Annotated in this window: 17 protein-coding genes; 9 read left to right on the forward strand and 8 right to left on the reverse strand. The window is 66.5% G+C overall.

Annotation, left to right across the window (positions count from 1 at the left end; all coding sequences use genetic code 11):
* Window positions 1–603, reverse strand: a 603-nt coding sequence (locus PMI14_RS20660) for a branched-chain amino acid ABC transporter permease (RefSeq protein WP_007857302.1), incomplete at its 3' end; no start/stop codon positions are given.
* Window positions 604–786: 183 nt separating this feature from the next.
* Here PMI14_RS20660 and PMI14_RS20665 point away from each other — a divergent pair.
* The 3 genes from PMI14_RS20665 to PMI14_RS20675 all read left to right on the forward strand — a co-directional run bounded on the left by PMI14_RS20665 (window position 787) and on the right by PMI14_RS20675 (window position 2,911).
* Window positions 787–1,584: a crotonase/enoyl-CoA hydratase family protein gene (locus PMI14_RS20665; protein ID WP_007857304.1), complete on the forward strand. Its 798-nt coding sequence runs from the start codon at window positions 787–789 to the stop codon at window positions 1,582–1,584.
* 83 nt (window positions 1,585–1,667) lie between these two features.
* Entirely contained in the window at window positions 1,668–2,153 is a 486-nt protein-coding gene (locus tag PMI14_RS20670) for a thioesterase family protein (protein WP_007857305.1), read from the forward strand.
* A 176-nt stretch (window positions 2,154–2,329) separates the two neighbouring features.
* Window positions 2,330–2,911 carry a polymer-forming cytoskeletal protein gene (locus PMI14_RS20675; RefSeq protein ID WP_007857306.1) on the forward strand — a complete coding sequence of 194 codons (582 nt, stop codon included), beginning with the start codon at window positions 2,330–2,332 and terminating at the stop codon, window positions 2,909–2,911.
* Window positions 2,912–2,972: 61 nt separating this feature from the next.
* On the opposite strand, the gene PMI14_RS20680 is transcribed toward PMI14_RS20675, so the two are convergent.
* On the reverse strand, window positions 2,973–3,398 hold the full coding sequence (locus PMI14_RS20680) for an acyl-CoA thioesterase (protein ID WP_007857307.1): 426 nt from the start codon (window positions 3,396–3,398) through the stop codon (window positions 2,973–2,975).
* 127 nt (window positions 3,399–3,525) lie between these two features.
* Here PMI14_RS20680 and PMI14_RS20685 point away from each other — a divergent pair, with 127 nt between their 5' ends.
* Both PMI14_RS20685 and PMI14_RS20690 read left to right on the forward strand, forming a co-directional pair.
* Window positions 3,526–5,370, forward strand: coding sequence for an ABC transporter ATP-binding protein/permease (locus tag PMI14_RS20685; RefSeq protein ID WP_007857308.1), 1,845 nt, complete (start codon window positions 3,526–3,528; stop codon window positions 5,368–5,370).
* Between the two features lie 56 nt (window positions 5,371–5,426).
* Window positions 5,427–6,359: a 2-hydroxyacid dehydrogenase gene (locus PMI14_RS20690; RefSeq protein WP_007857309.1), complete on the forward strand. Its 933-nt coding sequence runs from the start codon at window positions 5,427–5,429 to the stop codon at window positions 6,357–6,359.
* 37 nt (window positions 6,360–6,396) lie between these two features.
* Here the strand turns inward: PMI14_RS20690 and PMI14_RS20695 are convergent, their stop codons facing one another.
* The 6 genes from PMI14_RS20695 to PMI14_RS20720 form a co-directional block, all read right to left on the reverse strand.
* Window positions 6,397–7,884: a TolC family protein gene (locus PMI14_RS20695; RefSeq protein WP_035204877.1), complete on the reverse strand. Its 1,488-nt coding sequence runs from the start codon at window positions 7,882–7,884 to the stop codon at window positions 6,397–6,399.
* A gap of 50 nt (window positions 7,885–7,934) precedes the next feature.
* Window positions 7,935–11,105, reverse strand: coding sequence for an efflux RND transporter permease subunit (locus tag PMI14_RS20700; protein WP_007857311.1), 3,171 nt, complete (start codon window positions 11,103–11,105; stop codon window positions 7,935–7,937).
* 61 nt (window positions 11,106–11,166) lie between these two features.
* Window positions 11,167–12,465 (reverse strand): efflux RND transporter periplasmic adaptor subunit, encoded by a 1,299-nt coding sequence (locus tag PMI14_RS20705; protein ID WP_007857312.1) that lies wholly within the window; start codon window positions 12,463–12,465, stop codon window positions 11,167–11,169.
* A 242-nt stretch (window positions 12,466–12,707) separates the two neighbouring features.
* Window positions 12,708–13,745 (reverse strand): DctP family TRAP transporter solute-binding subunit, encoded by a 1,038-nt coding sequence (locus PMI14_RS20710; protein WP_007857313.1) that lies wholly within the window; start codon window positions 13,743–13,745, stop codon window positions 12,708–12,710.
* A 59-nt stretch (window positions 13,746–13,804) separates the two neighbouring features.
* Window positions 13,805–15,103, reverse strand: a complete 1,299-nt coding sequence (locus PMI14_RS20715) for a TRAP transporter large permease (RefSeq protein WP_007857314.1) — start codon at window positions 15,101–15,103, stop codon at window positions 13,805–13,807.
* Window positions 15,100–15,663, reverse strand: coding sequence for a TRAP transporter small permease (locus PMI14_RS20720; protein WP_007857315.1), 564 nt, complete (start codon window positions 15,661–15,663; stop codon window positions 15,100–15,102). Before PMI14_RS20720 ends, PMI14_RS20715 begins: the two co-directional genes overlap by 4 nt.
* A 222-nt stretch (window positions 15,664–15,885) precedes the next feature.
* On the opposite strand from PMI14_RS20720, the gene PMI14_RS20725 reads away from it, so the two are divergent.
* The 4 genes from PMI14_RS20725 to PMI14_RS20740 all read left to right on the forward strand — a co-directional run bounded on the left by PMI14_RS20725 (window position 15,886) and on the right by PMI14_RS20740 (window position 19,780).
* Complete coding sequence (locus PMI14_RS20725; RefSeq protein WP_007857316.1) at window positions 15,886–16,812, forward strand: LysR family transcriptional regulator; 927 nt, start codon at window positions 15,886–15,888, stop codon at window positions 16,810–16,812.
* A 196-nt stretch (window positions 16,813–17,008) separates the two neighbouring features.
* Window positions 17,009–17,902 carry an amino acid ABC transporter substrate-binding protein gene (locus PMI14_RS20730; protein ID WP_007857317.1) on the forward strand — a complete coding sequence of 298 codons (894 nt, stop codon included), beginning with the start codon at window positions 17,009–17,011 and terminating at the stop codon, window positions 17,900–17,902.
* Between the two features lie 110 nt (window positions 17,903–18,012).
* Window positions 18,013–18,912, forward strand: coding sequence for an amino acid ABC transporter substrate-binding protein (locus PMI14_RS20735; protein ID WP_007857318.1), 900 nt, complete (start codon window positions 18,013–18,015; stop codon window positions 18,910–18,912).
* A gap of 109 nt (window positions 18,913–19,021) precedes the next feature.
* Window positions 19,022–19,780, forward strand: coding sequence for an amino acid ABC transporter permease (locus PMI14_RS20740; protein ID WP_007857319.1), 759 nt, complete (start codon window positions 19,022–19,024; stop codon window positions 19,778–19,780).

A 19,780-nucleotide genomic window follows, 5' to 3' on the forward strand; every position in this document is an offset into this window, starting at 1 on the left:
CGCCACGGCGGCGGCCAGGCCCCAGGCCAGGCCGTTGAGGCGCTGCACGGGAATGCCCATGTAGTAGGCCGCCAGCTGGTTTTGCGACGAGGCCTGCATGGCGATGCCGAGCTTGCTGTAGCGAAACAGTGCGAACAACAGCGCACACAGCACGCCGGTGGCGCCGATCACGGCCAGCTGCTCGGCGTTGAGCACCAGCGCGCCAAGCTTGAACGACAGGTCCTTGTAGGGCACGGGCAGGGTGTGCGTCTCGGTGCCGATGGCGGGGATCATCGTCACCAGGCCGCGCAGTACGTAGCCGATGCCGATGGTCAGCATGACGATGGAGAAGGCCGGCTGGCCCAGGATGGGGCGGATCACCGCGCGCTCGAGCACGGTGCCGAACAGGCCCATGGCTGCGATGCTGGCCAGCACCGCCACCCAGAAGGGGAAGCCGAGCACCGTCATCAGCGCCAGGCCGCAGAAGGCGCCCAGCATCATGAGCTCGCCCTGGGCGAAGCTCACGGTTTCCGTGGCCTTGTAGATGAGAACGAAGCCGAGCGCGATCAGGCCGTAGATGCACCCCTGGGCGATACCGCTGATCAACAGTTGCACGAATTGCACACTGGCCCTCCGGAATATTTATACAAAGCAATTGCTTTGCATAAATAATGGTGCCTGCGTGCGGCCCCTGCCGCACTCGGGGCTAACCCTGAGTGCAGGCACTGCCAGGGCACCGCGCATGTTGTCCCTTTGCCAGGGGGCGCGCAATAAGGGTTGCGTCCTATGCGGCGCGTGGAGGAGTCCATGTCCATCGAGGTAGAAAAGCAAGGCCGTGTCACGCTGGTGACACTCCACCGGCCCGAGGTGCGCAACGCGGTCGATGCGGCGACGGCCCGTGCGCTGCACGCGGCCTTCCTGGCGTTCGAGCGCGACGACACGGCCGACGTGGCCGTGTTCCATGGCGCGGGTGGCCACTTCTGCGCGGGCTGGGACCTGCAGTCGGGGGCGCGGCTGCAGGCCGAGGGTACGTCGCCCAAGGCACTGGCGCAATCGCTCGACTATGCGGCCGGTACACCGGACCCCGCCGCCCCCATGGGCCCGAGCCGGCTGCAGCTGTCCAAGCCCGTGGTGGCCGCCGTCAGCGGTGCGGCCGTGGCCGGCGGCATGGAGCTGGCCCTGTGGTGCGACCTGCGTGTGATGGAGGAGGGCGCCTATTTCGGCGTGTACTGCCGCCGCTTCGGCGTGCCGCTGATCGACGGCGGAACGGTGCGCCTGCCGCGCCTCATCGGGCTGTCGCAGGCGCTCGATCTGATCCTCACGGGCCGCAAGGTCGAGGCCCCCGAGGCCTTGCGCATGGGCCTTTGCAACCGCGTGGTGCCGCCCGGCCAGGCCCTGGCGGCCGCGCTGGCGCTGGCGCACGAGATCACCGCCTTTCCGCAGGCCACGCTGCGGGCCGACCGCGCCAGTGCCTTCGCACAAGAGGGCCTGCCGCTGGCGCAGGCGCTGCTGCAGGAGTGGCAGGGCGGGCGGGCCTGCTTGGCCGATGCGCTGCAGGGCGCGGAGCGCTTCACCGCGGGCCAGGGGCGGCATGGAAAGTTTTGATTGAAAATGGCCTGAAATGCTTACTTGGATGGCATGGCCCGCTATCCATTGCAGAGCGCACGGAGACACCGAACAGGAACACCATGAGCAAGACCAGCACCGCACTGCCGCAGGAATTCGAGCCCGAATTCGTGGCCGGCCTGAAATCCATCTTCGAGGAAAAGATCGTCTTCAACCAGGTGCTGGGCCTGAAGATCACCGCCCTGCACCCCGACCGGGTGGAGGGGCGCATCGAGATGAAGCCCGAGCTGGTGGGCCACTATGCGTACAACCGCGTGCACGGCGGCGTGATCAGCGCCGGGCTCGATGCCATGGGCGGCCTGGCCGTGATGGCGGCCATCGGCGGGCGCCACATGGACGAAGCGCCCGAGCAGCGACTGCACCGCTTTGCCAAACTTGGCACCATCGACCTGCGCATCGACTACCTGCGTCCGGGCATCGGCAGCCACTTCACGCTGCACGCCGAGGTGCTGCGCCTGGGCTCGCGCGTGGCCACCACGCGCATGGAGTTCAAGGGGCCCAACGGGGAGATCATGTCCGCAGGGGCGGCGGCCTACATCGTTTCCTGACGCGGGCTCAAAAAAAGCAGGATATCCCGTCGAGGATGTAATGCGCCGGATGTGAGTGCCCGCAAACATTGCAAGCGCATGCTACGGATGAACCGTTTGGTTACCGTTCTTGCGCAATGCACGCATCCGTCGCGTAGGTGCACTCCTACGATGAAATCTCTTTTCAAGGAGTACCGATGGCCGTGCAAAACCCCTTCTTTGGCAAGCGTGAACCCGAGTCGTTTCAGCCCCGCCACAGTCCTTCCAACTCCACCGGCCTGAGCAGCCCGGTGGCCAGTTCGTCCGCCAGCGGTGCCGCGCCGGCATCGGCACCGGTCAGCCCGGCCCTGGCCAAGCCCTCGTCGGCCGTGGATTCCACCGGCAGCAAGCTCACGGTGGGCCCCAACATCAAGCTCAAGGGCGTGGAAATCACCGATTGCGACACCCTTGTGGTCGAAGGCACGGTAGAGGCCACCATGGACTCGCGCGTGATCCAGATCTCCGAGCACGGGGCCTTCCGCGGCTCGGCCGAGATCGACATCGCCGAAATCCATGGCGAGTTCAACGGCACGCTCACGGTGCGCCAGAAGCTCGTGATCTACAGCACCGGCAAGGTCAACGGCAAGATCCGCTATGGCAAGCTGGTGGTGGAAGAGGGCGGCCAGCTCGCTGGCGAGATCGAATCCGGCATCGGCTCGGGCAGCGCCTCGTCGGCATTGCGCAGCGCGCTGCCTGCGCAGCAGCCGGTGCGTGCCGAACCGACCGCGCTGGCGGCCTGAACGACCGCCCGCTGACGACCGGTGCCCTGCCGGGGCCCGGTCGGTCTTTCTTGTCTGCTGACTACTCGCCTTCCTTCTTCGGGCGCGGCACGGGGCGCGGACGGCCTTCGTCGTCGATGGCCACGTAGGTCAGGCGCGCTTCCGTCACCTTGACGTAGCGCCCCTGGTCGGCAAAGCGCTCGGCATATACCTCCACCTGCACGGTGACCGAGGTGTTGCCCACGCGCGTGATCGACGAGAAGAACGACAGGATGTCGCCCACGCGCACGGGCTGCTTGAAGATGAACTCGTTGACCGCCACGGTGGCCATGCGGCCCTGCATGTAGCGCGCCGGCAGCACGGAGCCGGCCAGGTCGACCTGTGCCATGACCCAGCCGCCGAATATGTCGCCATTGCCATTGGTGTCCGCCGGCATGGGGATGACCTTGAGCACCAGTTCCTTGTCGGTGGGCAATTGGGCGGCGGGTGGGCTGAAATTCTCGGACATGGGCACAATCTCGGTTGGGGCTGGCACGGATGCTGGGGGACACCACGGGTGGACTCCAGGGCACGCCCCGAGAAAACCACCCAGGCGCCAGCCGGGTCGGTAAAAACAACAACCGGAATTGTCCCCCATGCGCCCTGTCGGCGAACCCCACCCTGCCCAGGCACCGGCTTTGGCCGCTGCAACCCCTCCCTCCGACTGGGCCACCATCGGCCGCTTGCTGCCCTACCTGTGGCAGTACAAGTGGCGTGTGGTCGCGGCCATCGTCTTCATGGTGGGCGCCAAGATGGCCAACGTGGGCGTGCCCGTGCTGCTCAAGACCCTGGTGGATGCCATGGACCTGAAGCTGGGCGAGCCGGCCACCTTGCTGGTGGTGCCGGTGGGGCTGTTGCTGGCCTACGGCGCCCTGCGCCTGTCCACCTCTATCTTCAGCGAATTGCGCGAACTGGTGTTCGCCAAGGCCACGCAGGGTGCCGCGCGTTCGATTGCGCTGCAGACCTTCGAGCACCTGCATGCCTTGAGCCTGCGCTTTCACCTGGAGCGGCAGACCGGCGGCATGACGCGCGACATCGAGCGCGGCGTGCGCGGCATCGAGTCGCTGATCTCCTTCACCCTGTTCAACGTGGTGGCCACGCTGGTCGAAGTGGCCCTGGTGCTCACCGTGCTGGCCGTCAAGTTCGACGCGTGGTTTGCCTGGATCACGCTGGCGGCCTTGGCGTTCTACATCCTGTTCACCGTGTTGGTGACCGAGTGGCGCACGCAGTTCCGGCGCGAGGCCAACGAGTTCGACTCGGCCGCGCACACCAAGGCGGTGGATTCGCTGCTCAACTACGAAACCGTCAAGTACTTCAACAACGAAGGCTTCGAGGCGCGCCGCTACGACGAAAGCCTGGAGCGGCTGCGCCATGCGCGCCTGAAGAGCCAGACCACGCTGTCCATGCTCAACGCCGGGCAGCAGTTGATCATCGCCATCGGCCTGGTGGCCATGCTGTGGCGCGCGACGCAGGGTGTGGTCGACGGGCGCATGACGCTCGGTGACCTGGTCATGGTCAACGCCTTCATGATCCAGCTGTACATACCGCTCAACTTCCTCGGGGTGATCTACCGCGAGATCAAGCAGAGCCTGACCGACCTGGACAAGATGTTCGTGCTGATGGACAAGGAGCGCGAGGTGGCCGATGCTCCCGGTGCGCTGCCGCTGTCGGGCCTCGACCAGGCCACAGTGCGTTTCGAGGATGTGCATTTCGCCTACGACACGCGCAAGGGAGAGGGCCTGGCCGCCGGCCGGCCCATCCTGCAGGGCGTGAGCTTCGAAATCCCCGCCGGCAAGACGGTGGCCGTGGTCGGGCCCTCGGGCTCGGGCAAGTCGACCCTGGCGCGGCTGCTGTACCGCTTCTACGACATCCAGCAGGGGCGCATCACCATCGCCGGGCAGGAGATCCGCGCGGTGACCCAGGCCAGCGTGCGCCAGGCCATCGGCATCGTGCCGCAGGACACGGTGCTCTTCAACGACACCATCGCCTACAACATCGCCTACGGCCGCCCAGGCGCCAGCCAGGCCGAGGTGGAAGCGGCCGCCCGCTCGGCGCGCATCCACGACTTCATAGCCGGCACGCCGGCCGGCTATGGGGCCATGGTGGGCGAGCGCGGGCTCAAGCTCTCGGGCGGCGAGAAGCAGCGCGTGGCCATCGCCCGCACGCTGCTCAAGAACCCGCCCATCCTGATCTTCGACGAGGCCACCTCGGCGCTCGACTCGGCCAACGAGCGCGCCATCCAGTCCGAGCTGCAAAGCGCCGCCCAGAACAAGACCACGCTGCTGATCGCGCACCGCCTGTCCACCGTGGTCGATGCGCACGAGATCCTGGTCATGGACGCCGGCCGCATCATCGAGCGCGGCACCCACGCCGAACTGCTGGCCCAGCGCGGGCGCTACGCCAGCATGTGGGCGCTGCAGCAGAGCGACGCCGCGGCATGAACCTTGCCTCCAGCCACGACAACCATCGCTTTTGATTTCCTTTTGATTCCACTGCCATGAAACCTGTCCTGCTTGCCCTCTCATTCCTTGCCGAGGAACATTGCGCCCAGCTGTCGGAAACCTTCGAGCTGGTTTACGCACCCGACGCCGCCCAGCATGCGAAGGCCATTGCCGAGCATGGCAGCCGCGTGCGCGTGGTGCTCACCATCGGCTCCATCGGCATCACGCCGGCGCAGATCGATGCGCTGCCGGCCGCCACGCTGATCTGTGCGCTGGGTGCGGGCTACGAGAACATCGCCGTGGCCCATGCCAAGGCGCACGGCATCGTGCTAGCCAATGGTGCGGGTACCAACGACGACTGCGTGGCCGACCACGCCTTCGGCCTGTTGATCGCCGCCGTGCGCGGCATTCCCCAACTCGACGTCGCCACCCGCCAGGGCGTGTGGCGCACGGCCTTGCCGCTGCCACCCAATGTGTCGCACAAGCGCATCGGCATCGTCGGCCTGGGCACCATCGGCAAGAAGATCGCGCAGCGCGCGCTGGGCTTCGACCTGCAGGTCGGCTACCACAACCGCAGCGAGCGCAGCGATGTGCCTTACCGCTACTTCGGCGACGTGACAGCGCTGGCCGAATGGGCGGATTTCCTGGTCGTGGCCACGCCCGGCGGCCCGGGCACCAAGCACCTGGTCAACGCCTCGGTGCTCGCTGCCCTGGGACCGCGCGGCTATGTGGTCAACATCGCGCGCGGCAGCGTGATCGATACCGCGGCGCTGGCCAGCGCCTTGCGTGACGGCCGCATTGCGGGCGCGGGCCTGGATGTGTACGAGAGCGAGCCCGCGCCACCGGCCGAGCTGCTGGACCTGCCCAGCGTGGTGCTCACCCCCCATGTGGGCGGCTGGTCACCCGAAGCGGTGCAGGCCTCGGTGGACCGCTTTGTCGAGAACGCGCGCCGCCACCTCGCGGGCGAGGCACCGGTATCGCCCATCTGAGTCGGCCCCCACCAGCAATGGGCAGGTCGTCGGGGGCTCAGCCCCCGCCGAGTACCTTGTACAAGGTGATGCGGTTGGTCTGCTCGGCCAGCTGCAGGCTCAGCAAGGTCTGCTGCGCCGCGTACAGCGAGCGCTGGGCGTCGAGCACCGTGAGGTAGTTGTCGGCACCGGCCTTGAAGCGGGCTTCGGACAGGGCGTAGACGCGCTCCGTCGCGGCCAGCAGCGAGGTCTGCGCGGTGATGCGGTCCGTCAGGGTGGCGCGCTCGGCGAGTGCGTCCGCCGCTTCGCGGAAGGCGGTCTGGATGACCTTCTCGTACTGCGTGAGGGCGATGCGCTGGTTGGCCTGGGCGACGTCCAGGTTGGCCTGGTTGCGGCCGCCGTCGAAGATCGGCAGGCGGATCTGCGGCACGAAGCTCCACAGCAGGTTGCCGCTGCCGAACAGGCCCGAGAGCTCGGTGCTCGCCGTGCCCACGCTGGCCGTGAGCGAGATGCTGGGGAAGAAGGCCGCACGCGCAGCGCCGATGTTGGCATAGGTGGCCTGCAGGCTGCGCTCGGCTGCCATCACGTCGGGGCGCGTGAGCAGCACACTCGAGGGGATCTGCGCGGGCACGGCCAGCAGCTGCAAGGCGCTCTCGCGCAGCATGGGCACCGGTGCGGCCGCCTGCGTCACGCGCGCGCTGCGCCGTTCGTCCGGGACCTGTGCGGCCACGGGTACAGGAGGGGCGGGTTGTACGGCGGGCAGCAACGTGGCCGGAACGGGCGAACCCACCAGCAACTGCAGCGCATTGCGGTCGCGCGCCACCTGGCTGGTGAAGGCGGCGACGTCGGCGCGCGCACTGTCCACCGTGGTCTGGTTCTGCGCCAGCACCAGGCCCGAGGTACCGCCCAGGCGGTGCGTGCGCTCGGTCAGAGAGTACGACGCCTCGCGCGAACGCAGTGTTTCTTTCGCCAGCTCCAGGCGCGCCTGGTCGGCGGCGAGGTTGAGCCAGGCGCTGGTGACCTCGGCCACCAGGCTCAGCTGCACGCTGCGCTGGTTGTCGGTGACGCGCAGCACCTCCTGCAGGGCGGCCTCGTTGAGGTTGCGCACACGGCCGAAGAAGTCGAGCTCGTAGCTGGTGATGCCCAGTTGCGCGCTGTACTGCTCGCCGATCTGCGAGCGGCCGGCCGTGGTCAGGTCGGCGGCGGTGCGCGTGCGGTTGCCCTGGGCCGTGCCACCCACGCTGGGCAGCCGGTCGGCGCGACTCACGCCGTACTGGGCCTGGGCGCGCTCGATGGCCAGGGCCGCGGAGCGCAGGTCGCGGTTGTTCTGCAGCGCCAGGGTGATCACGTCGCGCAACTGCCCGGACTGCACCACGGCATCCCAGCCCAGCGGGGCATAGGTGGCCGCGCTGGCGTCCGCGACCGTGGCGGCGTTGTCCAGGGCGGCGGGAACCGGGGCCGCGGGGCGGTCGTAGCCGGGGGCCAGGTTGGTGCAGCCGGCCAGGAGCAGCAGGGCACACAGCGGGGTCAGCAGGGCTTTGTGCATGCCGCCGGAAATAGAAGATCCAGATCGGGTCGCGAGGGTGGTGCGCACGGTCATGCCTGCACCTCCTTCACCTCGGCGGGCAGCTGGGGTGGGACGGGTTTGCGCGAGGCGAACCACGAGCGCACCAGCAGGAAGAACACCGGCACGAAGAACAGCCCCAGGACCGTGGAGGCGACCATGCCGCCCAGCACGCCGGTGCCGATGGCCTGGCGGCCGCCCGCGCCCGCGCCCGTGCCGATGGCCAGGGGCAGCACGCCGAAGCCGAAGGCCAGCGAGGTCATGAGGATGGGGCGCAGGCGCATGCGCACGGCCTCCACCGTGGCGTCGTACAGGCTCTTGCCCTGCTCCTGCAGCTGCACCGCGAACTCCACGATCAGGATGGCGTTCTTGGACGCCAGCCCCACGGTCGTGAGCAGCCCCACCTGGAAGTACACGTCGTTGGTCATGCCGCGCGTGTAGGTGGCCAGCAGGGCGCCGATCACGCCCAGCGGCACGGCCAGCATCACCGAGAACGGCACGCTCCAGCTTTCGTACAGGGCCGCCAGGCACAGGAACACGAAGAGGATGGAGACGGCGTAGAGCAGCGGCGCTTGCGAGCCCGAGCGGCGCTCCTGCAGCGATGCGCCCGTCCACTCCATGCCGATGCCGGGCGGCAGTTTCTTCATGATTTCCTCGATGGCCACCATGGCGTCGCCCGAGCTGGCGCCTGGCGCGGTTTCGGCCTGCAGTTCCAGGGCGGGGCTGCCGTTGTAGCGCATGAGCTGGGGCGGGCCGTTGGTCCACGAGGTGCTGGCAAAGGTCGAGAAGGGCACCATTTCGCCACTGCGGTTGCGCACACTCCAGTGGCCGATGTCCTGCGGCAGCATGCGGTAGGGCGCATCGCCCTGCACATACACGCGCTTGACGCGGCCCTGGTGCACGAAGTCGTTCACATAGGTGCCGCCCATGGCGCTGGAGAGCACGCCGTTGATGTCCGCCGTGGTCAACCCCTGGGCCGCAGCCTTGCGGTCGTCGATGGTGACCTTGAGCTCCGAGGTGTTGTCGAAGTTGGTGGTCCGCACATTGGTGAGGATCGGGTTCTGCCGGGTCAGTTCGATCAACTGGTCCTTGGCAGCGACGAGGGCATCCTGCCCCAGCCCGTTGAGGTCCTTGATCATGAAATTGATGCCCGCGCTCGACCCCAGGCCGCGCACGGCGGGAGGAAGGGTCACGAAGATGCGGGCGTCGCGGATCTTGGCGAGGTCCTTGGTGGCCTGGCTCGCGATGACCTCGGCGGACTGGCTGCGCAGCGGGCGGTCCGCCCAGGGCTTGAGCCGGATGAACATGTTGCCCGAGTTCTGGTTGCCGTTGTTGCCCGCGATCGAGTTCACGCGCAGCACCTCGGGCTTGGCCAGGAAGTAGTCCTTGATCTCATCGAGCACCACACCCAGGCGCTCGTCGGTGGCGCCTGAGGGCAGCGTGATGATCGCCGAGACGAAGCCCTGGTCCTCATTGGGCAGGAAGGAGGTGGGCAGCTTCTTGAACAGGAAGGCCACGGCGAGCAGGATCACCAGGTAGATGACCACCATGCGCAGGCTGCGCTTGAGCAGCCCGCCCACGGCGCGCTGGTAGCGGTTGGCCGTGCTGTCGAAGCTGCGGTTGAACCAGGCGAAGAAGCGGTCGTTCAGGCCCAGCAGGCCGCGCCGCGGCGGGCCGTCGTGCGCTGCGTGGTGGCCTTTCTCGATGGGCTTGAGCAGGGTCGCGCACAGCGCCGGTGTCAGCGTCAGCGCCACGAACACCGACAGCGCCATGGCCGAGACGATGGTGATCGAGAACTGGCGGTAGATCACGCCGGTGGAGCCCGTGAAGAAGGCCATGGGGATGAACACCGCCGACAGCGTGAGGCCGATGCCCACCAGTGCCGGCGTGATCTCCTTCATGGACTTGCGCGTGGCCTCCTTCGGGGGCAGGCCTTCCTCGCTCATCACGCGCTCGACGTTTTCCACCACCACGATGGCATCGTCCACCAGCAGGCCGATGGCCAGCACCATGGCGAACATGGTCAGCATGTTGATCGAGTAGCCCAGCGCAGAGAGCACGCCGAAGGTGCCCAGCAGCACCACGGGCACGGCGATGGCCGGGATCATCGTGGCGCGGAAGTTCTGCAGGAAGATGAACATCACGATCACCACCAGCAGCATGGCCTCGGCCAGCGTCTTGACCACCTCCTCGATGGAGGCGCGCACGAAGGGCGTGGAGTCGGAGCTGACCACGCCGTTGATGCCATCGGGGAAGAAGGGCTCGAGCTCCTTCATCTTGCGCGCCACGGCGTCGGCCACGTCCATGGCGTTGGCGCCGTCGGCCAGCACGATGCCGATACCGGCGCCCGGTTGCCCGTTCAGGCGCGACTTCACGGTGAGGTTGTCCGCCTCCAGCGCCACCCGGGCCACGTCGGCCATGGTGACCACCGAGCCATCGGTGCCGGACTTGAGGACGATGTTCTCGAACTCGGGCACTGTCTGCAGCTTGGTGCGAGCGGTGATCGTGGCGTTGAGCATCTGCCCTGCGGGGGCAGGCTGCTGGCCGAGCTGGCCGGCCGAGACCTGGGCGTTCTGGGCATTGAGCGCATTGATCAGGTCCGACGGCATGAGCGCGAACTTCTCCATCTTGGCCGGGTCGATCCAGATGCGCATGGCATAGGAGGTGCCGAACACGGTCACGTCGCCCACGCCGTCCAGGCGGGCGATCACGTCGACTACGTTGCTGGAGATGTAGTCGCCAATGGCCACCTGGGTCACGGTGGGATCGGGCGAGGTGAACACATAGGTCACCAGGAAGTCCTGGCCGCCCTTGTTCACGAACACGCCGCGGCTCTTGACGGCCTCGGGCAGGCGGTTCATGGCCGCCTGCAGCTTGTTCTGCACCTGCACCTGGGCCACGTCGATGTTGGCGCCGGGGGCGAAGGTCAGGGTGGTGCGCGAGCGGCCTGCGGAGTCGCTGGTCGAGCCCATGTACAGCAGGCTGTCGATGCCCTTGAGCTGCTGCTCGATCACCTGGGTCACCGAGTTGTCGACCGTGCCGGCCGAGGCGCCGGTGTAGGTGGTGTTGATGGTCACGCGCGGTGGCGCGATGTCGGGGTACTGCTCCAGCGGCAGCGTGAAGATGGACATCGCCCCCGCCAGCATGATGACAATGGACAGCACCCAGGCGAAGACCGGGCGGTTGATGAAGAACTGGGCCATGGATCAGCGTCGGGGTGGGGTCGCAGGTCGGTCGGGTGGGGCGGTGCGCGCAGCGCGCGCCTCAGGAACTGGCTGCGGCCGATGAGGCCGTGGCCGCCGCGGGCGCGGCCTTGTCACGTGGCTTGACCACCGTGGGCTTGACCGTCTGGCCCACGCGGGCCTTCTGGAAACCGTCCACCATCACCTTTTCCCCGGCCTTGACGCCCGAGATCACGAGCCAGCGGTTGCCCACGGCCTGGCCGAGTTCCACCGGGCGCTTGGTGAGCTTGTTGTCCTCGCCCACCACCTGCACGCTGGGCTCGCCGGCGGGGTTGCGGATCACGGCCTCCTGGGGCAGCAGCAGCGCCTGCGGTGCCACGCTGGTGGCCAGTTGGGAGCGCACGTACATGCCGGGCATGAGGAGGTGGTCGGGGTTGGGGAAGGTCGCCCGCAGGGTGATCGCGCCGGACGTCGGGTTCACGGCGGTGCCGGTGAACTGCAACGTGCCTTCCTTTTCATAGGTGGACCCGTCTTCCAGAATGAGCTTCACCTTGGCCTGGTTGGAATCCACGCGCGTGAACTTGCCCTCTTGCCACTGTCTGCGCAACTGCAGCAGGTCCGAGCTGGACTGCGTGATGTCCACCTGGATCGGGTCGAGCTGCTGGATGGTGGCCAGGGCATTGGTCTGGTTCGCCGTGACCAGGGCACCGGCCGTCACGGACGATAGCCCGATGCGCCCGGAGATGGGCGCCAGCAGGCGTGTGTAGCGCATGTTGATGCGTGCAGCGTCCAGCGCAGCCTGCGCCACGCCCACGTCGGCCTGCGTCTGTTGCACCGCGGCCTGGCTTTCGTCGAAGACCTGGCGGCTGATGGCATCGATCTCGACCAGCTCCGCATTGCGCTTGGCATTGACCTGGGCCGTGCGCGCGGTGGCCTGCGCCTTGGCCAGGGCCGCCTGGGCACTGGCCTGGGCGGCTTCGTAGGTGGCCGGGTCCACCTGGTACAGCGGCTGGCCGGCCTTGACCAGTGCGCCTTCGGTGAACAGCCGCTTCTGGATGATGCCGTTGATCTGCGGGCGGATATCGGCGTTCTGGAACGCCGCGGTGCGGCCCGGCAGCTCCGTGCTCAGGGTCTGGCTCTCGGTGGCCAACACCACCACGCCCACCGCCGGTTCGCCTGCGGGCTTGTTGCCGGGGCCGGCCTGGGCCGGCTGGTCCTTGCCGGAGCAGGCCACCAGGCCGCCGATGCACAGGGCCACGATGCAGCTTCGCACCCAGGCCGGGTTCAGCCGGGACATGGGACGGGCGGGGCGGGCAGGGGAGGAAGCCAGCGTCAGCGAGCCCGTGGCAGCCGGGCGGACGGCATTCAGAAGGAACGGCATGGGGGACGGTGAGTCAGAGTTGAAGGCATTGTGGGGGCCATATGTGTACGCACGATAAAGTTGGCAAAGCCGGAGCCCGTCGGCGGGTTTTTTCCCAGGCAGATGCGTTCCCCCGCACTGGGGCGGCACTTGCAAGCATCGGGCCAGCAGGCGGCCGCCCACAAAAAAGCGCTCCCTTGTCACAGGGAGCGCCTTGGATTGTGCGGGCCGCCCTTATCGGCTGCCGGTATGTGCTTATGCGCTTATTGCTTGCGCGCGGCAATCGCCTTTTCGGCTTGGGTCACCAGGTCGGCGCCGATCTGGCCCTTCCACTTCTCGAACACGGGGCGCGTGGCCTTCACGAAGGCCTCGCGCTCGGCAGGGGAGAGCTGGGTCACGGTCACGCCGTTGGCGGCAATGTCCTTGAGCAGGGGCTTGTCGGCCTCGACCATGCCCTTGCGGGCGATGGCGATCTCTTCCTTGCCGGCGTCGATGGCGGCCTGCCTGACGATCTCGCGGTCGGCCGGGGTCCAGGAATTCCAGATGTCCTTGTTCACCACGAAGATCAGCGGGTCGTTGATGTAGCCCCACATGGTCACGTGCTTTTGCGCCACGGTGTGCAGCTTGGCCGCCATGTAGACGGCAATCGGGTTCTCCTGGCCGTCCACGGCGCCGCTGGCCATGGCGGGCTGGGCGTCGGCCCAGCTCATCTGCGTGGGGTTGGCGCCCAGGGCGGTGAAGGTGTCCAGGAACAGGGGCGAACCCACCACGCGGATCTTCAGGCCCTTGAGGTCCTCGGGGGTCTTGATGGCCTTCTTGGAGTTGGAGATCTCGCGGTAGCCGTTCTCGCCCCAGGCCAGCGGCACCACGCCGGCCTTGTCCAGCGTGGCGAAGATGCTCTTGCCGACTTCGCCCTGGGTGAGCGCGTCCACGGCCGCATAGTCGGGCATCAGGAAGGGCAGCGAGAACAGGTTCAGCTGCTTGACCTGGGGCGACCAGTTGATGGTCGAGCCCACGGCCATGTCGATCACGCCCTGGCGCAGCGCCGAGAACTCGCGCGTCTGGTCGCCCTGGATCAGCGAGACGCCGGGGTACAGCTTGATGTTGATGCGGCCCTGGGTGCGCTCGCGCACCTTGTTGGCCCACAGCTCGCCGCCCTTGCCCCAGGGGAAGGCGGTGCCCAGCACCAGGGACATGCGGTACTCGCTCTTGTAGGCGGTCTGCGCGATGGCGGCAGGTGCGGTGAAGGCCAGGGCGGCTGCAGCCGCGACGGCAGAGGTCAGGAAGGTGCGCAATTTCATGGTTTCAGTCTCCTTGGGATCGTTGTCGGTACTACGGTAGGGGGCAGATTCGGCCGGGCTCAGTAGCCCAGGCGGGCGGGCAGCCACAGGGCCAGGGGCGGGAAGGCGATCACAAGCACCATCACGAGGAACATGGCGAACAGCATCCAGCCGACCCAGCGCACGGTCGATTCCATGCGCACGCCCGCGATGCGGCACGAGACCATCAGGTTCACGGCCAGCGGCGGGGTGAACTGGCCCAGCGCCACCTTGAGGGTCAGGATCACGCCGAACCAGACGGGGTCCCACTGGTAGTGCTGCATGATGGGCAGCAGCAGCGGCACGAAGATCAGGAAGATGGAGATGCCGTCGAGGAACATGCCCACGGTGATGAGCAGCACGATCAGCAGCGCCAGCACGCCGTACTCGCCCAGGCCCGAGTTCACGATGGCCTTGGCCACCGGGTCGATCACGCCCAGCGTGGACAGCGAGTAGGCAAAAATGCCCGCCAGCGAGACCACGATGAGGATCACCGCCGACAGCTCTCCCGATTCGCGCAGGATGGGGAACAGATCGCGCACCTTGATCGTGCGGTGGATCACCATGCCCACGAAGAGGCCATAGAACACCGCGACCACGGCGGCTTCGGTCGGGGTGAACCAGCCTGCGCGCATGCCGCCCAGGATCAGCACCGGCGCAGCCAGGCCCCACAAGGCTTCGCGCAGGCTCTTCCAGAACGGCGGGCGGGGCATGGTGGATTCGAGCGCGCCCATCTTGTGTTTGCGCGCCATCCACACGGCGGGCACGATCAGCGCGATGCCGGCCAGGATGCCGGGAATCATGCCGGCGGCAAACAGGGCGGGAACAGAGGCGCCGGGCACCAGTACCGAGTAGATGATGAACGCCACCGACGGCGGGATCAGGATGTCGGTGGCGGCCGCGGCCCCCACCACGCTGGCCGAGAACGAGGGCGGGTAGCCCGCGCGCGACATGGCAGCGATCATCACGCCGCCCACGGCGGCGGCATTGGCCGGGCCCGAGCCCGAGATGCCGCCCAAGAACATGGCCACGGCAATCGCCACCAGCGGCAGCATGCCCGGGCCGCGCCCGACGATGGCCACGGCGAAGTTCACGAGGCGCAAGGCCACGCCCGAACGGTCGAAGATGGAGCCCACCAGCACGAACATCGGGATCGCCAGCAGCGGGTACTTGCCCAGGCCGGCATAGAAGTTCTGCGGCACGGCCAGCAGGCCGAACCACTGGCTGTCGGCATTGGCCAGGGCGATGGCGGCAGCACCGGCCAGGCCCAGGGCGGCGCCGATGGGCACGCCCACGAACATCAGGCCCAGGAAGGCCACGAACAGCAGCGTGGCGATCATGGCTGGGCGTCCCTGGCGGGGTCGTCGGACGCCGGTGTTTCGCGGCTTCGGCGCACGAGCAGGCCCACGGCCCGCGCAGCGATCAGCGCGGAGATGAGGGGCAGCCAGATGGAATACCACCACTGCGGTACGCCAATGCCTGGCGAGGTCTCGCCAAAGCGGTAGTCGTCCCAGACCACGCGCACGCTGAGCACGGCGATCAGCCCGAACAGCAGGGCCACGGCCACGGCGCCCAGCTGCGCCAGGCGCTTGCGGCGGGCGGCCGAGCCGCCTTCGGCAAAGTATTCGATGCGGATGTGCTGGTCGCGCGCCACGGCGGCGGAGCCCGCCACCAGGGCCAGCACGATCATCAGGAAGACGGAGATCTCCTCCGTCCAGGCAAAGGAAGAGCTGGTGAAGTAGCGCACCAGCACGTTGGCAAAGGTGATCAGCGCGAGCGCGGCCATCACGATGACGGTGAGCCAGTCCTCGATGCGCAGGGAGCGGGGTTCGTCGGAGTCAGGGGCGGCGACGGGCACGGAGGCGTCGGTCACCGGCCCTTGGGGAGGGGTGGAGGACATCGGAGCGGCGGTACAGGAGAACAAACAGGACGGGGCCGGTCGCTCTGCCCGCCGGTGTTGTGCACCTGGGGCCGTGACGCGGGAGCGCGCTTTGGACGCAACTTTCCCTATTATGCGGTGCGTTGCTATGTGTGCACACCAATGGTGCGCTATGGATAAACCCTTGTACAGGCTTTCCATGACAGCCCGGCACGCTGCGGGGCCGCCACCGATAATGCACCGATGGAAACCAAGTGGCTTGAAGATTTCGTCAGTCTTGCAGAAACGCGCAGCTTCAGCCGGTCTGCCCAGTTGCGGCACGTGACGCAGCCCGCTTTTTCGCGGCGCATCCAGGCCCTGGAGGCCTGGGCCGGCACCGATCTGGTGGACCGCAGCTCTTACCCCACGCGCCTGACCCCGGCCGGCAAGACCCTGTACGACCAGGCGCTGGAGATGCTGCAGGCGCTGCAGAACACCCGGGCCATGCTGCGCGCGCACACCAGTGCGGGCAAGGACATGATCGAGTTCGCCGTGCCGCACACGCTGGCGTTCACCTTCTTCCCGGCCTGGGTGTCGAGCCTGCACGACAAGTTCGGCCCGTTCAAGAGCCGGCTCATCGCGCTGAACGTGCACGACGCCGTGATGCGCCTGGTGGAAGGCGGCTGCGACCTGCTGATCGCCTACCACCATCCCTCGCAGCCGTTCCAGCTCGACTCCGATCGCTACGAGATGGTGAGCCTGGGCCAGGAGGTGCTGTCGCCTTATTCCAAGGCCGATGCCGACGGCCAGCCCCTGTTCCGGCTGCCGGGCCGCGTGGGCCAGCCACTGCCCTACCTGGGCTATGCGCCTGGCGCCTACCTGGGGCGGGTGACGGAGCTGATCCTCAAGGAGTCGGGCACCCCGATCCACCTGGACCGGGTCTATGAAACCGACATGGCCGAAGGCCTCAAGGCCATGGCGCTCGAAGGCCACGGCGTGGCCTTCCTGCCCCACAGCGCGGTCAAGAAGGAGCTGCGCACGCGCAAGCTGGTCAGTGCCGCCCCGGCGGACACGGAAGGCCTGCAGATGACCATGGACGTGCGTGCCTACCGCGAAAAGCCCTCGGGCAAGGAGGCGCCCAAGGGCACGGCCCAGGCCCTGTGGACCTATCTGCAGGCGCAGGTCGGCTGAGCAGGGCCATGCCTAGGGTAAATACGGATATAAACAGTTTGCATAGTTGTCCGCGCAAACGGCATTGGAGTTTCATGGTAACGACACGTACAGTCGCCCCCATTGCTGGATCAGCGATGGCGATGTAGTCTCTTTGGAGCCAGGGTGGCACGAAGATTGCAGATCTGATTCCACTTCCTACTTACCGAGACACCGCATGAAAGTTCAGCATTGGGGATTGGCGTGGGGCCTTGCGGCCCTGTGCTGTGCATCCGCGGCGTCTGCCCAGGGGGTGCTCGAGCGCATCAGCGGCGGTGGCAAGCTGGTGATTGCGCACCGGGAGTCTTCGGTGCCGTTTTCCTACATCGACAGCAAGACCGGCAAGCCGGTCGGCTATGCCGTGGACCTGTGCCTGCGCCTAGCCGAGGTGGTGAAGAAGAAGACCGGCAAGAAGGACATGCAGGTCGAGTTCCTGGCCGTCACGCCGGCCAACCGCATTGCCGTGATCGAGCAGGGCAAGGCCGACATGGAGTGTGGCTCCACCACCAACAATGCCGAGCGGCGCCAGAAGGTGGCCTTCACCGTGCCGCATTTCATCACCGGTGCCCGCCTGCTGGTGAAATCGGGCAGCACCATCGACAAGGTGGAAGACCTCAACGGCAAGAAGCTGGTGTCCACCAAGGGCACGACGCCGCTGAAGGCGGCCGACCAGGCCAACCGCGAGCGCCTGATGGGCATCACCATCCTGGAGGCGCCCGACCACGCCAAGGCCGTGGAGATGGTGGAGAAGGGCGAGGCCGATGCCTTCGTCATGGACGACGTGCTGCTCTACGGCCTGGCCGCAGGCCGGCCGAACCCGGGTGCCCTGAAGGTGGTGGGTCGCTTCATGACCACCGAGCCGCTGGCCATCATGCTGCCCAAGAACGATCCCGAATTCAAGAAGCTGGTGGACGAGGAGATGCGTCGCCTCATCAACAGCCGGGATATCTACCCCATATATGAGAAGTGGTTTGCCAAACCGATTCCCCCCAACAGCACCACGCTGAACCTTCCGGTCAGCTATCTGTTGCGGGACTTCTGGAAATACCCTACCGACCAGGTCCCGTTCTGACTAATATCGCTGGTCGCGTGGTTCCCTTTTTGGTTTTTTGCCCACCGGCCCTTGCGGGCCGGGTAAATCTCTAAAATCCCCCCCTTTTCGTTTCACACAAGGAGATCCCAATGAAGAAGCATTTGCTCGCGGTTGCCGTGACCGCCCTGGCTGCAGGCAGCGCATTCGCCCAAGCCACCGACACCCTGGCCAAAATCAAGGCCTCGGGCAGCGTGACGCTGGGTGTGCGCGAGTCTTCGGGTCTTTCCTACACCCTGGGCAATGGCAAGTACGTGGGTTTCCACACCGAAATGGGTGAAATCATCCTGGCCGACATCCAGAAGCAACTGGGCCTGGCCAAGCTGGAAACCAAGTACCAGCCCGTGACCTCGCAAAACCGCATTCCCCTGGTGACCAATGGCACCGTGGACCTGGAGTGCGGCTCCACCACGAACAATGCCGCGCGCCAGAAGGACGTGGCCTTTGCCGTGACCACCTACGTGGAAGAAGTTCGCACGGTCGTGAAGGCCAACTCCAACATCACCTCCATCAAGGACCTGAACGGCAAGACCGTGGCCACGACCACGGGCACCACCTCGGTGCAGACCCTGCGCAAGCACGAGCGCGCTGGCGGCATCGACTTCAAGGAAGTCTTCGGCAAGGACCACGCCGACAGCTTCCTGATGCTGGAAACCGGCCGTGCCGACGCCTTCGTGATGGACGGCTCGATCCTGGCCGCCAACGTCTCCAAGTCCAAGAACCCTGCCGACTACAAGATCGTCGGCGAAGTGCTGTCGGTGGAGCCTATCGCCTGCATGCTGCGCAAGGATGACGCCGGCTTCAAGAAGGCCGTGGACGACAGCATCAAGCGCCAGATCGCCGACGGCTCGCTGGCCAAGCTGTACGACAAGTGGTTCATGCAACCCGTGCCTCCGACCAACACCAAGATCGGCCTGCCCATGTCCGACGCCACCAAGGCGGCTTGGGCCAGCCCGAACGACAAGCCCATGGAAGACTACGCCAAGAAGTAATCTTCGGGATGCTTGCGCCCCTTCGGCCGCCATGGTTTGAAGGGGCTTTTTTGTTGGGTCCGCAAAGGATTGCGCCCAATTCAATACCAAACAATAAAGGGGTGATCCTATGAGTTGGGATTGGCAGGTGTTCTGCCAGGACACCATGGACAGGGAAGTCGTGCAAAGCTGCTTTGGCAAGGGCGGCGACATCACTTACCTGGACTGGATGCTGTCGGCCTGGGGCTGGACGGTGTCTGTTTCGTTGCTGGCCCTGGTGCTGGCGCTCGTGTTGGGCTCCGTGATCGGCACCCTGCGTACCTTGCAGGACCGGCCGATGATCGTGCGCCTGGGCAATGCCTGGGTCGAGCTGTTTCGCAATATTCCGCTGCTGGTACAGATTTTCCTGTGGTACCACGTCATCCCCAGCCTCTTTCCAGTCATGAAGGGCGTTCCCGGCTTCACGCTGGTGGTGCTGGCGCTGGGCTTCTTCACGTCGGCGCGGATTGCCGAGCAGGTGCGCTCGGGTATCAATACCCTGCCCCGTGGCCAGCGCTATGCAGGGATGGCCGTGGGCTTCACCACCTTCCAGACCTACCGCTACGTGCTGCTGCCGATGGCGTTTCGCATCATCATCCCGCCGCTGACCAGCGAGACGATGAACATCTTCAAGAACTCCTCCGTGGCGTTTGCCGTGTCGGTGGCTGAGCTCACGATGTTCGCCATGCAGGCGCAGGAAGAAACCTCGCGCGGCATCGAGGTCTATCTGGCCGTGACGGCGCTCTACGTCATCTCCGCGTTTGCGATCAACCGCATCATGGCGTTCATCGAGAAGCGTGCACGCATCCCCGGGGTGGTTGTGCCCAGCGGCGCAGGTGGAGGGCACTGA

It is taken from the genome of Acidovorax sp. CF316, assembly GCF_000276605.1.
GTDB lineage: Bacteria > Pseudomonadota > Gammaproteobacteria > Burkholderiales > Burkholderiaceae_C > Acidovorax.